Consider the following 14,526-nt stretch of genomic DNA (forward strand, 5'->3'; position numbering starts at 1 on the left):
CTCAGCCCTTCTGGCGGGGCACCAGCCGGTGCACGACGGCGAGGACCAGCGCGGCCACCACGGCGATCGTGCCGGCGATGCCGGCCGCGCTGCCGGCGTACCCGATGAAGAGCGGACGGCGGCCGAGCGCGTCGACGGCGACCGTGGAGTGGTCGACCAGCCAGGACAGTGCCAGCGCGGAGACCAGCAGGGCCAGCGCGCCGCCGCCGCCGAGCACGGCGGCGGCGAGCCGGTGCGCGTCGCCCGGCTCCACCACGGCCCGCTCCCGCTGGAAGACCAGCAGCACCAGCCCGGCCGCGGCGGCCCAGGCGCCGACCAGCAGGTACGCGGCGACCGCGTCGCTGGGCCGGTGCCAGCCGGCGGAGAGCGTGGCCACGCCGGCGGCGGCGGCGTAGCCGGCGCCGAGGAACGCGCCCGCCACCCGCACCTGCCGGGGCAGCACCAGGATCAGCGCGATCGCCACCGAGGCCGCCACCGTGGTGTGGCCGCTGGGCAGGCTGTTGCCGGCGGCGGCCCGTTCCGGGTCGATGCCGAAGTCCGGTCGGACCAGGAACTGTTTGAGCACCTGCGTGCTCACGTTCGCGCCGGCGATCAGCAGCGTCGCGGTGACGGCGAGCGCCTTGCGGCCCCGGATCAACGCGATGAAGCCGATCACCGCGGTCGCGGCCAGCAGCGACACCACCGACATGGCGTTGAGGAGGGTGTCCACCGGGCCGTCGACCCGGTCCTGCCCGATCTGGTTGCCGGTCAACGCGACCGTGTCCAGCCACTGACCCAGGTCGGTGTGCACGGCGAAGCGCCACACCATCAGGAACGCGGCCGTCTGGGCCAGGGCCAGTACGACCAACCAGACTGCCGTCCACCCTCTTGCCGTCTCCCGCACCCGGACAACTTAGCGGTCGGGCCGGTGCGGCGCGCGTCGGAGCGCCTCGGATCTGGTGGGGGGTCCGGAAAAAATAGTGGAGAGGCCGCCACGGGGGGAGCGGCCTCTCCGTCAAATACGTTACTCCGTCCGCGCCACGGATGTGATCCCGTGGAGCGCTGAATTTTCCGTGCCTTTTCGCGCCATGGGTCGCCCCGGGCGGAGTGGTGGGCCGGTCCGTCCGCTGCGTCGGCCGGACGGCCGGCCCACCCGGCCTGACCGTGGGTGTCAGGCCGTCCGCCGGCCCGGCCGCTCCGTTCCCCCATCGGCCGGGTCGACCTCCTCCGTGGACGGGTCCTCACCCGCCCACGGAGGAGTTGTCACCTCATCCCTGCGGGAAGTAGGTGCCGTAGTCGGCGTACGCCATGGCGACGTCCGCCTGTGCCCAGAACCGGTGGTAGTTGAAGACCGGCTCGTCGCCGCCGTCCAGGTACGCCTGGACCTTCGGCCAGTCCGGGTCGTTCTTGTAGAAGGACCGGATGTCCAGGAAGCTCTTGCCCGGGGCGATCGTGTCGCCGTTGGGCATCTTCCCGGTCCAGCCCGGCGGGATGTAGAGACCCTGGCCGTCGGAGGAGTTGTAGACGTCGTCGAAGCGCTTGTAGTCGCCGCGCTTCTCCGGCATCGAGACGCCCTTGCTGTCGGCGGCGGCCGAGAGCGCGTCCAGCAGGCCCTTGGCGGTGGTCTTCGCCGCGGTGTTGCCGGACTTGGCCGCGTAGGCGATGAGGGTACGGGCGTAGGCGGCGGCGACGCCGACGTCCTGGCCCTTGACCGTCACCTCGACGTGCAGGTTGGTGTTCGGCTGCGGGCTGCTCGGGTTCCAGTTGGCCGGCTGGCCGGTCCACTTCATGTCCGACGGGATGGACCAGTTGGCGCCGGTGGTGGTGTTGGCGATCGCCCACGGCACCCACTTGTCGAGCAGGGCCTTGGCCTTGGCGTTGCCGGTCTGCAGGTACAGCTCGGCGATGCGCTCCATCGACCACGCCTGCATGCCGAACCACTGGTTCGACGGCGGGTCGTTGTAGACCGGGTCGACGTCGTAGAACATGCCGTAGAAGGTGGCGGTGCCGGCCGGCGGGGTGCCGTAGTTGCCGTCCCAGCTGTTGGTGGCGCCACCGGCGATGCCGCCCTCGGCGGACTGCAGCCAGGTGTAGAACTCCAGCTGCCGGTCCATGCTCTTCTGCCAGTCCGAGACCGCGGTCGGCGACTTCGGCTTCAGCTCCGAGATGTTCGTCATCGCCCAGGCCGCGAACGGGTTCTGGTAGCCGAAGTGGCTGTGGCTGGAGCCGATCCGCCACGACCAGTTCTGCGACGTGTCGTACGCGCCACCCCAGGCGTAGTACCAGGAGAGCAGGTAGTGCGCCGAGTCACGGCCGCTGCCGGCCGGGCAGGAGGACGCGCCGACGCAGTTGCCGATCTTCTTGAAGTACTTGTCGAACAGCGCGTAGCGCAGGTAGTCGCCCATCTTGGCGGCCTTCGCCACGGTGGCCGCCACGTCGGCCTCCTTGCCCTGCGCCTTGGCCCAGGTCAGCGCCCAGTAGGCGGCCTGGACGGCACGCGCGTCGGCGTCCGGCGCGTTGGTGTACTTCCACTGCTTCGCCGGGGCGCTCGACTCCTTGACGAACAGGTCGAGGTAGCCGTTCGGGCCGCCGTGCTTGAACGTGTCGCAGGACGGCTGCGGCACGGTCTCCCACACCGACTCCTGGGTGCCCCGCTGGAACGTGTTGATGTAGGCGGGCTTGGTGGTGCCGTCGCCGCAGCGGCCGAAGCCGTAGGTGTTGTCGACGTCCATCAGCCAGTGCATGCCGTAGATGTCACCGGTGCCGTAGGTGGACTGCAACTCCGAGCGCAGCGGGTCCTGGCCGACCGGGACGCTCGCCTCCAGGGCGGACGGGTACTGGCTGGGCAGGTTGTGCTCGGCCGCGTACTGCGGGGTGCCCGGAGCGCCCGCCGTGGGCTGATCCGCGTGGCTGGGGATGATGTACTTCTCCATCACCGTCCAGGAGTTGTTGAACGGGCTCCAGTTCTGGGTGACCCGGCCGTACTGGGCCTCCAGCCAGATCCAGAAGCTGAACGCCTCCGAGGTGGTCTCGTGCCCGTGGTCGGGCGCCTCGACGATGAGCGTCTCGATCGAGTGGTACGGCACGCCCTCGGGGCTGAAGTAACCCGAGTTCTTGATCTTGCCGTACTGGTCGAGGAACTTCTTGATGTAGGCGTTGTCGCCGCCCGGGCTGTCGTTGTCGACCTCGGTGGCGACGACCGAGACCGGCGCGTAGCCGGTGGCCGATGCCGTGATCGTGGCGGTGCCACTGACGGTGTCGGAGTCCTCCGCGGCGGAGACGGTGGCGGTGACGCCGGTGCTCCAGTTGCTCGGGGTGAGCGTCAGCGTGGACGGCGAGACGGTGATGTCGCTGTCACCGGTGACGGCGAGGCTCACCGGGACGTTACCGCTGGGCGCCGCGCTGAGCGTGTACCGGACCGTCGCGCTGCCGCCCTCGTCGACGCTCACCGCCGACGGCGTGGCGACCAGCTTCGGCCCGGTGGCCGCGGTCACCGTGAACGACTTCTCCGCGGTCGCGGTGCCGCCGGCGTTGTCGTACGCCTTGGCCTGCACGGTGTAGCTGCCGGCCGGCAGGCTCAGCAGGTCGTAGCCGTACGGGGCGGTGGTGTCGGTGTTGACGAGCATCCCGTTGCGGTAGAACTCGACCTTGCTGATGGTGCCGTCGGCGTCGCTGGCGGTCGCCGTGAGCGGCACGTCCGCCGGGGCGGTGAACGGACCGGCCGGCACCCCGAGGGAAACCGTCGGCGGCTGGTTGGTGGAAGCGCCGTTGCAGGCGACGCCGTTGAGCGTGAACGAGGTGGGCTTCGGGTTGCTGCCGCTGAACGTGCCGTTGAAGCCGATGTTCGTGGACGCGCCGCTGGGCAGGCTGCCGTTCCACGACTCGTTCGTCGCGGTCACGTCGCTGCCGGACTGGCTCCACTTGGCCGACCAGCCCTGGGTCACCCGCTGGCTGCTGTTCGGGAAGGCGAACTTCAGCGACCAGTTGTTCAGCGCGTCACCCAGGTTCTTGATGGTGACGTTGGCGGTGAAGCCGTTGCTCCAGTCGTTGGTCGCGTAGGTCACGTCGCAGGCGGGGGCGGCCTGCGCGGCGCTCGCGGGCAGGCTCACCCCGCCGATGGCGAGGGCGGTGGCGGCGAGCATCGCTATGCGGCGACGCCTGGCCATGAGTCTCATCTGGGCGGTGTCTCCTCGGACCGGGCCGGGACTCTCGGGTCCCGGCTGGGCGCCTCCACGCGCCGACAGGCGTACGCGGGGGGACGGAGGCGTCCGGAAAGGTGGTCGTCCCGGCCGTGCCGGGGATCGGGGCGCCGCACCGGTTTGTCACCGGGTGCCCTCGGCGGCCCGTGCTCGCGCGAGCTGGCTCCGCGTCGCGTATCGAAAGTCTGCCATGGAAGCGCTCCCACCACAATGGCCAGGGCGGACGCCCACTTCCATGTTTCGATCTCGTTTAGGGGCTTTCACAAAGCCGTGACGGGCGTTACAGTCGCAGCATCGCCGATGGGAGCGCTTCCATCGACGGAGATTGTAAGTACTGAATCGCCGGGGACACCCGTGCTCGGCGTATCGGCCCAGTGGCCGACGGCGATACCAGCCCGGACGCCGCCGCCGGCCATCACCCGCCAGACGGAGGGAGGTGGAACCAGAGCCACTCGCGTGGCCCGGCTCCCGCGCGACACGCACGACGGACGCCAATTCCATGTCGTGTGTGTGTGTGCATCTCGGTGGGGACGGGGGTTGCCCTCCCCCGTCCCCACACTAAACCCCCGTTGTCGACGGCAAAAGAGGCCGACGGGACAGGCGTGTGACGCCACCCGGACGGCCTTTCTCGCTATCTGCCCCATCTCGCCGCTCGCCCCCCACCCCCCGAGCGACACCCGCCCACCAACTCCGGCCGCCCGCCGGCCGCGCCGCCATACGCGCCGCGACCGCCGGAATCGAGGCCGGCCGCCTCCGGCCTATGCTGGGAGCGCTCCCGGCCCGCCGGGCGGCCCGTCACTCCGAGGAGAGACCCCATGTCGTTACTCACCCGACGGCGCCTGCTCCGCCGCGCCGCCCTGTCCGCGACCGCCGCCGGCGCGGTCCGGACCGGGCTCGCCGGCGCCACCGCGGCCGGGATCGCGGCCTCCGCCACCGCCCTCGGCGGCTGCGACTCATCGCCCGAGCGCCGCACCGACCAGGAGTCGGACCGGGGGCTGCGCTTCCCGCCCGACTTCGGCTGGGGCGCGGCGACCTCGGCGTACCAGATCGAGGGGGCCGCCAAGGAGGACGGGCGCGGTGAGTCCGTCTGGGACACCTTCAGCCGTACCCCCGGGCGCACCCGCAACGGCGACACCGGCGACGTCGCGGCCGACCACTACCACCGCTACGCCGAAGACCTCGACCTGATGCGCGAGCTGGGGCTGCGCAGCTACCGGTTCTCCATCGCCTGGCCGCGGATCCAGGCCGACGGCTCCGGCCGCCCCAATCAGCGTGGCCTGGACTTCTACCGCCGGCTCGTGGACGGCCTGCACGAGCGGGGCATCGCACCGATGGCCACCCTGTTCCACTGGGATCTCCCCCAGGCCCTCCAGGACGACGGCGGCTGGGAGAACCGCGACACCGCCGAGCGTTTCGCCGACTACGCCGACATCGTGTTCCGCGCCCTCGGCGGGCAGGTACCGGTGTGGCTGACCGTCAACGAGCCCAAGACCGTGGTGCAGAACGGGTACATCTGGGGTCATCACGCGCCCGGCCACAAGGACGAGGCGGCGGCCTATCTGGTGGCCCACCACCTCCAACTCGGCCACGGCCTCGCCGTGCAGGCGCTGCGCGCCTCCGGGGTGCCCGGACGCATCGGCCCGGCGCTCAACCTGCACCCCTGCTACCCCGCCGACGACACCGCCGAGGCCGCCACCGCGACCCGCCTCTACGACGGCTATGAGAACCGCCTCTACCTCGACTCCATCTTCAAGGGCGCGTACCCGCAGGACGTGCTCGCCGACCTGGGCCCGGACAGCCGGATGGTCCGGGCCGTCCGGGACGGCGACCTGAAGATCATCTCTAGTCCGGTGGACCTGCTCGCGGTGCAGTACTACACCCCGATCTACGTCACCGGCGGCGGCGGCACGGTCCGCAAGTTGCCCACCACCGAGGCGGAGTGGCAGCAGATCTACCCCGAGGGCATGTACGACGTCCTGACCCGGGTCACCCGCGACTACGGCCCGGTGCCGATCACCGTCACCGAGAACGGCCTGCCCTGCCCGGACGTCCCCGGACCGGACGGCACCATCGACGACGCCGGCCGGGTCACCTTCCTGCGCGACCACTTCGCCGCCGCGCACCGTGCGATCCGCGACGGGGTGCCGCTGGAGAGCTACCACGTCTGGTCGCTGCTCGACAACTTCGAGTGGGACCAGGGCTTCGAGCAGCGCTGGGGCCTGGTCTACGTGGACTACCGGACCCAGCGACGGGTGTTCAAGCGCAGCGCCCACTGGTACCGCGACGTGATCCGCCGCAACGGACTCTGAGGGTCTGCCCCGGCCGGCGGCACCGCCGGCCGGGCACCCGGGCAGCGCGGCAGCGCCTGGTTCGGCTCAGCGCGGCAGCGCCTGTTGCAGTTCGGCCCGCAGCGCCGGGGTGAGCATCTCGCCGGTCTGCTTGGCCAGCCGCGCCATCTCGTAGCCGACCACGCCGATGTCGGCGTCCGCGCCGGCCAGCGTGGCCAGGATCGAGCCGTCCCGGATCTGCATGACCAGGAAGTAGCCCCGGCCCATCTCGACCACGGTCTGCTTGACGATGTCGCCGTCGAACATCTGGGCCGCGCCCGCGGTGATGCTCATCAGACCCGAGGTAACCGCGGCCAGCTTGTCGGCGTGGTCACGGGGCAGGTGCGCGGAGATCGCCACCAGCAGCCCGTCGGAGGACACCACCACGGCGTGCGCCACACCCGGAACCCGCTCGGCGAACCCGTTCACCAGCCAGCTCAGGTCCCGTGCTTCCTGGCTCAACGTCGTCACTGTCGTCGTCCTCCTTGGTCCTGCGGCAGGTACATCTCGGTGGTCTCCTCGGTCTCCGCCCGCCGCACGCCGCCGTAGAAGCGGGACAGCATGCCGCCGACCGCCTCCGGGTCCGGCTCGTGCCGCACCGCCGCCCGGTCCGGTCGGTCCGCCGGGGAGACGGCGGCGAGCTGCGCCATCGGTACGCGTACCGGCAGGCCACGTGCGTTCGTCCCGCCGGTCACCGGCGTCGGTGCCGGCGCGGGCGTCACACCCAGCACCGACGACGTCGGCCCCTGCCGCGAGAACCAGCCGCCACCGGCGGCCGGGCCGGCCACCGGGGCGAGCACGTGCTCGGCCCGGCCGGGCGCCGGTCGGTGGCGCGGCACCGCGCCGGGCGGACCAGCGGGTGCGGGCGGACCGGTCGGCCCGCACTCCGTCGCGTCGCCGAGCGGCCGGCCGGTCAGTGGCGACACCGGCAGCGACGGCGCACCCGGTGGCGCCATCTGCGCCGTGGCCATCTGCGGCGGGGCCGGGTGCCGGCCGGCCACCGGCAGCTCGGCGGTGGCCACGCCGAACGTCCGCGACCCCACGGCGACCTCGCCGGTAAGCGTCCGCGCCGGCATCGGCGGGTCCAGGTCCGGCGCGGACGCCTCCGCCAGCAGGCCGGCCGGGATCCGGACCCGGGTGACCAGGCCCTCCCGGCCGGGGCGCAACTGCACCCACACCCCGTGCCGGGCACCCAGGTGGCTCACCACGAACAGGCCCATCCGCTCGGAGGCGCCCACGTCGGCCGCCGGCGGCTCGGCCAGCACCGCGTTCGCCTCGGCGAGCGCGGCCGGACCCATGCCGAGCCCCTGGTCGATGATCTCCACAAGCGCGCCCGGCCCGTCCGCCCGGACCACCACCCGCACCGCCGTCTCCGGCCGGGAGAACGCGGTGGCGTTCTCCAACAGCTCCGCGAACAGGTGCACCAGGTCGCCCACGGCGTGCCCCACCACGTGCAGGTCGGCGTGGCTCTCGTGGCGTATCCGCTGATATTGCTCGATCTCCGCGCTGGCCGCGAGCAGCACCGCGCCCAGCCCCACCGGGCGGTTCCACCGGCGGGTGGACTCGGTGCCGGCGAGCACCAGCAGGCTTTCGTCGTTGCGGCGCATGCGGGCGGCGAGGTGGTCCAGCTTGAACAGGTTCTCCAGCTGATCCGGGTCGCTCTCCTCGCGTTCCAGGTCGTCGAGAAGCTCCAACTGCCGCTCGACGAGCACCTGACTGCGCCGGGCCAGGTTGACGAACATCGCGTTGACGTTCTGGCGCATCGTCGCCTGCTCGACCGCGACCCCGACGGCGCTGCGGTGCACCGCCACGAACGCCTCCGCCAGCTCGCCGATCTCGTCCTGCGATTTGATCACCGCCGGGGGCACGGCGATCGCGCCCACCGGACGGTCCACCGCGCGCAGCCGCTCCAGCGTCATCGGCAGCTCCACCTGAGCGATGCGCAGCGCCTGGCCACGCAGCTGGCGGATGGCGCGGGCCACCGACCGGCCCACCAGCAGCGAGATGAGCACCGCCACCAGGAGCACCGTGACGATGCCGCCGGCCACCAGCAACGTCTCGCGCAACTGCCGGGCGCTCGCGTCGTCGGCCCGGCGCCCCGCGTCGTCGACGATCTCGCCCTCGAGCTGGCCGAACAGCGCCTGCCGCTGCTCGGTGGCCGCCCACCAGAGCGTCGCGGACGGCAGCGCCGGCTTCGCGTCGCCGACGGGCAGGGTCCGCTCCTCCAACCGGGCGGCCGCGACGAACGCCGGGTCCACCGACGTCCGGTCGTAGCGGCGGATCTGCTCGTCGGTGGCCGCCACCCGGAACGCGCCGAGCGCGGTCAGCTGCTGGGCGCGCAGATCGCTCAGGGTCACCTGGTTGTCCGAGGTGTACCGGCCGGACCGGGCGGCGGCGTAGAGCTCGCCGCGGATCCGCGAGGACAACTCCTTGACCCGGGCCAGCTGCACGTAGCGCAACACCGCCTCGGTCAGCTCCTGCCGGTCGCCGCCGGGCGACGGCTCGGCGAGCAGGCTGATCAGCGCCGCGACGGAGCGGTGGTAGTTGCTGAGGATGGTGTCGCTGGCGAGCAGCGCGGCTGGCACCGCCGCCCGGATGGCCACCACCTGGTCGTACGCCTCAAGCGCCTCGGAGTAGGCGATCCGCCAGGCGGCGTCCGCGTCGGCCAATGGCGCGGCGACGGTCCGTAGCTCGTCCATTGCCCGGTCGGTGGCCTCCTGGAACGGCCGTAGCGCGACCACCGCGGCGTCCCGGTCGGCGCCGGCGCCGGCCCGGCGCAGCGCGGCCAACTCGCCCGCGGAGCGGTCCCGCTCCTGCTGGATCCGATCGATCACGGTGGTGATCTGGCGACCGATGCCGACCTGATCGGCGAAGTCACTCAGAGTGGTGGTCGTACCCACCAGACTCCGGGTCTGCACGCCGGCGAGAACCAGGAACGCCAGCGTGGGGATCACCAGCACGGTGGCCAGTTTGGTCCCCATCCGCCAGTCCCGCAGCCGGAACCCCGAGCGCCGCCGGTGCGGCGCCGGGGCCACGCCGCGGGCCGGGTCGGGACGTGCGCCCACACTCGCCTCCTCGATCCGCTCCACCACGTCGGGGAGCGGCTCCATCCAACCAGGCCAGCGGGCGGTGTCAACGGCCGCCCGGACGGCATGAGCAGGACGATCAGTGTTCAGACGTCCGGTGCGGCGTCCTCGTCGGTCCCGCCGACGCCGCCGATGGAGGTCGCCTCCGGCACCCGTCCGAGGGCCACCAGAGCGGCCCCGGTCGCCCCGATCTCCGGGTTCCGCTGCCACCGCACCGTACGCGGGACGAGCGCGTCGGCGAAGGCCGTGCGCCACCACCGCGAGGCGGTCAACGCCCCGCCGCCGAGCACCACCTCCATCGGGTCGCCGACGCCGGCCTCGAGCAGCGCCAGGTCGTCGGTGACGAGCCGGCACAGCCCGTCCATCAGCCCGGCCAGGATGTCCACCGCGGTGGTGCCGAAGCTCAACCCGCGCAGCTCGCCCGAGCCGGCGGGGGCGGTGCCCGGGGGCCGGTCGCCGCCGAAGCGGGGATCGGCCCGCACCGGCCGGGCGGCGGCGGCCCGGCGCAGCGCGGCCTCCAGCTCCGCGTCCTTCGGCAGCCGCAGCTCGCGGGCGGCCCAGGCGAACAGGTTCCCGCCGCTGGAGTACGCCGCCCCGGTGACCACGTGGTCGTGGTCGACCCGATAGCGCCAGAGCTGGTCCGGCAGCGGCGGCAGCTCCGCGCCGGCCGGAACCGCCTGGATCACGCGGACCGCGGCGGAGGTGCCGACGGTGACCGCGGCCCGGGACCCGTCGACGCAGCCGGAGCCCACGTTCGACGCGGCACCGTCGCCGATCGGCGCCGCCCAGCGCGCGTCGGCGAGCGCCGGCCAGCGCCGGGCGTGTCGCGCGTTCAACCGGCCGTGCCAGCCCTCCGGCGCCAGCGGCGGCAGCCGCCGCGGGGACAGGCCGGCGAGCGCCAACGCCTCCGCGTCCCAGTCGAGGCGACGAAGGTCGAGCAGCCCGGTGCCGGAGGCCAGCGACGCCGACATCGGCGCCTCGTCGAGCAGCGCGCCGAGGACGTACTCGGCGAGGCCGACGAAGCGGGCGGCCGAGTCGCCGCCGCGCTCCCGTAACCAGGGCAGCCGCATCGACCAGTAGCAGCGGTGCCACCAGGTGCCGGTCCGCCGGTGGTAGTCGTCCGGGTCGGCCGGGCCGGACGCGCCGGTGGGCGGCGCCGCCCGGGTGTCCAGCCAGGTCAGCACCGGGCCGGACGGGGTGCCGTCGGGGGCCAGCGGCAGCACCGAGTGCCACTGCCCGGACGTCGCCACCAGCCCGACCTGCCGCAGGTGCCCGCCGGCGGCCAACTCGTCCAGGCACTCCACCAGGCACGCCAGGTAGCCGGGGCCGTCAAGCGTCCCGGTGCCGTCGTCGCCGGTGACCAGGTGCACCTTCCGGCGGGCCAGCGCGCCCGGACGCGGCACCGCGTCCGGGTCGAGCACCAGCCCGCGTACCGAGGAGGTGCCCAGGTCCAGAGCGAGAATGTCCATCGCCGGTCAACCTACCCGGCGCAGGCGGCGACTCTGATCGGCTTCCGCAGCAGCGGACGCGTCAGCCGGCCATGCCCCGCTTGAGCGCGGCCCCGGTCAGCACCGCCCGCTTGGCGGTGAGCGCGGTGGCGGCCAGCGCGACGTGGTCCGGGGCGATCTCGCCGTTGTTGCTCGTGTGCGACGCGCCGTACGGGTTGCCGGCGACGAACTGGCTGGGGTCGGTGTAGCCGGGGGTCACCACGATGCCACCCCAGTGGTAGAAGACCGTGTACAGCGACAGCAGCGTGGCCTCCTGGCCACCGTGCGAGGTCGCGGTCGAGGTGAAGCCGGTGTAGACCTTGTCGGCGAGCAGTCCGTTGGCCCAGAGCGGGCCGGTGGTGTCGATGAACTGCTTGAGCTGCGCGGCGATCATGCCGTACCGGGTGGGCGATCCCATGATCACAACGTCGGCCCAGGACAGGTCGTCCGGCTCGGCCTCCATCACGTCCTGGGTCTCCAGCCGGTGCGCCTGCCAGCCCGAGTTGGAGCGGATCGCCTCGTCGGGCGCCAGCTCACGCACCTTGCGCAGGCGGACCTCGGCACCGGCTTCCCCCGCCGCCTCGGCCGCCGACTGCGCCATCTGGTAGGTGATACCGGTCGCGCTGTAGTAGATCACCGCGACCTTGACCTGGCCATCCATCAGACGTTCTCCTTCTCGAATTGCCGGTGAGCTCCGGCGACTACCCGTTAGTTGCCGGCGCAAACGCCGCTCAAGATTTGCGCAAGTTCGGCCGGCAACCGCGCGCCCGGCCGCGCGCACCGAGGATCCTGTTCACACCGGCGCCGGCCGATCGCCGCCCCTGCGCCGGGAACCTGAACGGGGGATCGCGCTCCGTCGGCACCGCTGCCGGCGTAGCGCGATCAGGGGTCCACTCCCGCCCGGCGCTGTCGGAGTCCGGCCCTATGCTCACCGTCCAGCCGCTGACGGGAGGCCGCCGTGACCGTACGCCTCGATCGCGCCGAGGCGCTCGCGCTCCGCATGACCAGCCTGCTGCTGCGTCCGCATCCGGCCACCCGGCCGCGGAGCGTGTCCGATGTGGTGGAGTGGTTCGGCGCCATGCAGTCGCAGGACGCGGCAAGCGGGCTGTGGTCGCTCGGCGTCCGCCTGCCCGGCCGCACCCGGGGTGACGTCCACGCGGCGCTGGAGCGACGCGAGGCGCTGCGGACCTGGCCGATGCGGGGCACGGTGCACCTGGTGCCGCCGCGGGACGCGCACTGGATGCTCGCCGTGACCGGGGTCCGCGCGCTGGGCGGGCTGGCCGCCAGGTGGCGTCAGCTCGGGCTCACCCTCACCGACGGCGACCGCGCCGGCGACGTGCTCGGCGCGGCGCTGAGCGGCGGCGGTCGGCTCACCCGCGCCGAGTGCCTGGCCGCGCTGCGGACCGCCGGGCTGGACACCGCCGGCCAGCGCGGCTACCACCTGTTGTGGTACGCGGCCCAGCGCGGCATCACCTGCATCGCGCCGCAGGTGGGCAACGAGCAGACATTCGCGCTGCTCGACGAATGGGTGCCCGACCCGCACCGCCCGGAGCGCGACGAGGCGCTGGCGGTGCTGGCCCACCGCTACGTGCGCGGCCACGGCCCGGTGACCCGGCACGAGCTGGCCCGGTGGAGCGGGCTGACCGTCACCGACGCGACCCGGGCCCTCACCCTGGCCGGTGACCTCCTCGCCCCGGTCGAGGTCGACGGCGAGCCGGCGACGGTCGACGCCGCGCTGCTCGACGCGCCCCGCGCCCCCGTCGACGACCTGCACGTGCTGCCCGGCTTCGACGAATACCTGCTGGGCTTCAAGGACCGTTCGCTGATGCTCGACCCGGCGCACGCCGCCGCCGTGGTGCCCGGCAACAACGGGATGTTCCAGGCCACGGTGGTGCGCGGCGGCCGGGTGGTCGGCACCTGGAAGCGGACGCTCACGGCGAAGACGGTGACGGTGACCGTGCGGCAGCTCGTGCCGTTCGACGCGCCGCTGCGCGCCCGGGTCGACGCGGCTCTGGCCGGCTACGCCCGCTTCCTCGGGCTGGAGCTGCGTCACTCCTGGTGACGGCGCTCCTGCCCGGAGCGCGCCACGTCGCGCTCCGCGTTCTCCTCACCCGGGCGCGCCTCGGGGGCCGGCTGCTGCGGCCGGCCACGGGCGTGCCGGCTGCGCCCGCGCCCACGGGCGACCGGAGGGTCGGCGACCGAGGCCGCCGACCCTCCCGCGCGCACCTACGCTCAGTCGGCGAGCGCGCCGGCCGACCGCCCCTCGTGCAGGGTCAGGTTGCGACCGCTGCCCGGGTCGAACAGGTGGATCTTCTCCAGGTTGAACCACACCCGGCGCGACTCGCCCTCCCGCGCGGGCGACTCCGCCGACAGCCGGGTGACCAGGCTGGACCCGGCGCCGGCGAAGTCGGCGGCCCCCGCGTCGGCGGCCAACTCCTCCAGCTCGGCGGCGGTGGCCCGCTCCCCCTCGACGGTGAAGTAGACGTACTTGTCCGAGCCCATCGACTCGACGATGTCGACAGGCGCCTCGAACTCCACCCCCCGGCGGCGGGTCTCGTCGTCGATGAGCGCGGCGTCCTCGAAGTGCTCCGGGCGGACGCCGAGGATCAACTCACGCGGGGCGTCGCCGGCCTCCAGCTCGCGACGGATCCGCTCGCCGATGGGCACGTCGCCGAGCGCGGTCCGCAGCTTCCCCTCCTCCACCTTGGCGTGCAGGAAGTTCATCGACGGCGAGCCGATGAACCCGGCGACGAAGAGGTTGCGCGGGTGGTCGTACAGCTCCTGCGGCGGGCCGACCTGCTGCACCGCGCCGCCGCGCATGATGACCACCCGGTCGCCGAGGGTCATCGCCTCGGTCTGGTCGTGGGTGACGTAGACGGTGGTGGTGCCGAGCTGCTTCTGCAACCGGGACACCACCGTGCGCATCTGCACCCGCAGCTTGGCGTCCAGGTTGGACAACGGCTCGTCCATCAGGAACGCCTTGGGCTGGCGGACGATCGCCCGCCCCATCGCCACCCGCTGCCGCTGGCCGCCGGAGAGGTTGGCCGGCTTGCGGTCCAGCAGCGCGGTCAGCTCCAGCACCTTGGCGGCCTCGTCCACCTTCTGGTTGATGGTCTCCTTGTCCATCTTCGCCAGCCGCAGTGGGAAGGCCATGTTCTCCCGCACCGTCATGTTCGGGTAGAGCGCGTACGACTGGAAGACCATGGCGATGTCCCGGTCCCGGGGCGCCTTGTCGTTGACCCGCTCCCCCGCGATGCGCAGCTCACCGGCGCTGATGTCCTCCAGCCCGGCGATCATGTTGAGGGTGGTGGACTTCCCGCAGCCGGAGGGGCCGACCAGGATGACGAACTCGCCGTCGGCGATCTCCAGGTCGACGTCCTGCACGGCGGTGGTCCCGTCCGGGAACCGCTTGCTCACCTTGTCCAGCACGATGTCAGCCACTGTTACC

The 14,526-nt window shown here is 72.7% G+C and carries 9 protein-coding genes; 2 read left to right on the forward strand and 7 right to left on the reverse strand.

Annotated features, from left to right (window positions below; all coding sequences use genetic code 11):
• Position 1: 1 nt before the first annotated feature.
• Positions 2 to 883: a phosphatase PAP2 family protein gene (locus tag O7613_RS15260; RefSeq protein ID WP_281587781.1), complete on the reverse strand. Its 882-nt coding sequence runs from the start codon at positions 881 to 883 to the stop codon at positions 2 to 4.
• A 364-nt stretch (positions 884 to 1,247) separates the two neighbouring features.
• The gene (locus O7613_RS15265) at positions 1,248 to 4,145 is read right to left on the reverse strand and encodes a glycoside hydrolase family 48 protein (protein ID WP_282294547.1); all 2,898 of its coding nucleotides are present in this window, start codon (positions 4,143 to 4,145) and stop codon (positions 1,248 to 1,250) included.
• 848 nt (positions 4,146 to 4,993) lie between these two features.
• On the opposite strand from O7613_RS15265, the gene O7613_RS15270 reads away from it, so the two are divergent.
• Positions 4,994 to 6,487: a GH1 family beta-glucosidase gene (locus O7613_RS15270; protein WP_281587780.1), complete on the forward strand. Its 1,494-nt coding sequence runs from the start codon at positions 4,994 to 4,996 to the stop codon at positions 6,485 to 6,487.
• Positions 6,488 to 6,553: 66 nt separating this feature from the next.
• Here O7613_RS15270 and O7613_RS15275 read toward each other — a convergent pair whose 3' ends face one another.
• The 4 genes from O7613_RS15275 to wrbA all read right to left on the reverse strand — a co-directional run bounded on the left by O7613_RS15275 (position 6,554) and on the right by wrbA (position 11,739).
• Complete coding sequence (locus O7613_RS15275) at positions 6,554 to 6,967, reverse strand: roadblock/LC7 domain-containing protein (RefSeq protein ID WP_348651316.1); 414 nt, start codon at positions 6,965 to 6,967, stop codon at positions 6,554 to 6,556.
• A 5-nt stretch (positions 6,968 to 6,972) separates the two neighbouring features.
• Positions 6,973 to 9,615, reverse strand: a complete 2,643-nt coding sequence (locus O7613_RS15280; RefSeq protein ID WP_282289120.1) for a nitrate- and nitrite sensing domain-containing protein — start codon at positions 9,613 to 9,615, stop codon at positions 6,973 to 6,975.
• A gap of 62 nt (positions 9,616 to 9,677) precedes the next feature.
• Positions 9,678 to 11,060 (reverse strand): FGGY family carbohydrate kinase, encoded by a 1,383-nt coding sequence (locus tag O7613_RS15285; RefSeq protein WP_282289121.1) that lies wholly within the window; start codon positions 11,058 to 11,060, stop codon positions 9,678 to 9,680.
• A 61-nt stretch (positions 11,061 to 11,121) separates the two neighbouring features.
• Positions 11,122 to 11,739, reverse strand: coding sequence for an NAD(P)H:quinone oxidoreductase (wrbA, locus tag O7613_RS15290; protein WP_281587774.1), 618 nt, complete (start codon positions 11,737 to 11,739; stop codon positions 11,122 to 11,124).
• Positions 11,740 to 12,036: 297 nt separating this feature from the next.
• On the opposite strand from wrbA, the gene O7613_RS15295 reads away from it, so the two are divergent.
• On the forward strand, positions 12,037 to 13,140 hold the full coding sequence (locus tag O7613_RS15295; protein ID WP_281587773.1) for a winged helix DNA-binding domain-containing protein: 1,104 nt from the start codon (positions 12,037 to 12,039) through the stop codon (positions 13,138 to 13,140).
• A gap of 170 nt (positions 13,141 to 13,310) precedes the next feature.
• Here the strand turns inward: O7613_RS15295 and ugpC are convergent, their stop codons facing one another.
• Positions 13,311 to 14,519, reverse strand: a complete 1,209-nt coding sequence (gene ugpC / locus O7613_RS15300) for a sn-glycerol-3-phosphate ABC transporter ATP-binding protein UgpC (protein WP_281587771.1) — start codon at positions 14,517 to 14,519, stop codon at positions 13,311 to 13,313.
• Positions 14,520 to 14,526 lie beyond the last annotated feature (7 nt).

This window comes from Micromonospora sp. WMMD975, assembly GCF_029581215.1.
Classification (GTDB): Bacteria; Actinomycetota; Actinomycetes; order Mycobacteriales; family Micromonosporaceae; genus Micromonospora.

What these genes read in the sequence shown, in the direction of transcription:
- wrbA (WP_281587774.1), bottom strand. Translation starts at nt 11,739, where the DNA reads ATGGATGGCCAGGTCAAGGTCGCGGTGATCTACTACAGCGCGACCGGT.
- O7613_RS15280 (WP_282289120.1), bottom strand. Translation starts at nt 9,615, where the DNA reads ATGGAGCCGCTCCCCGACGTGGTGGAGCGGATCGAGGAGGCGAGTGTG.
- O7613_RS15265 (WP_282294547.1), bottom strand. Translation starts at nt 4,145, where the DNA reads ATGGCCAGGCGTCGCCGCATAGCGATGCTCGCCGCCACCGCCCTCGCC.
- O7613_RS15270 (WP_281587780.1), top strand. Translation starts at nt 4,994, where the DNA reads ATGTCGTTACTCACCCGACGGCGCCTGCTCCGCCGCGCCGCCCTGTCC.
- O7613_RS15285 (WP_282289121.1), bottom strand. Translation starts at nt 11,060, where the DNA reads ATGGACATTCTCGCTCTGGACCTGGGCACCTCCTCGGTACGCGGGCTG.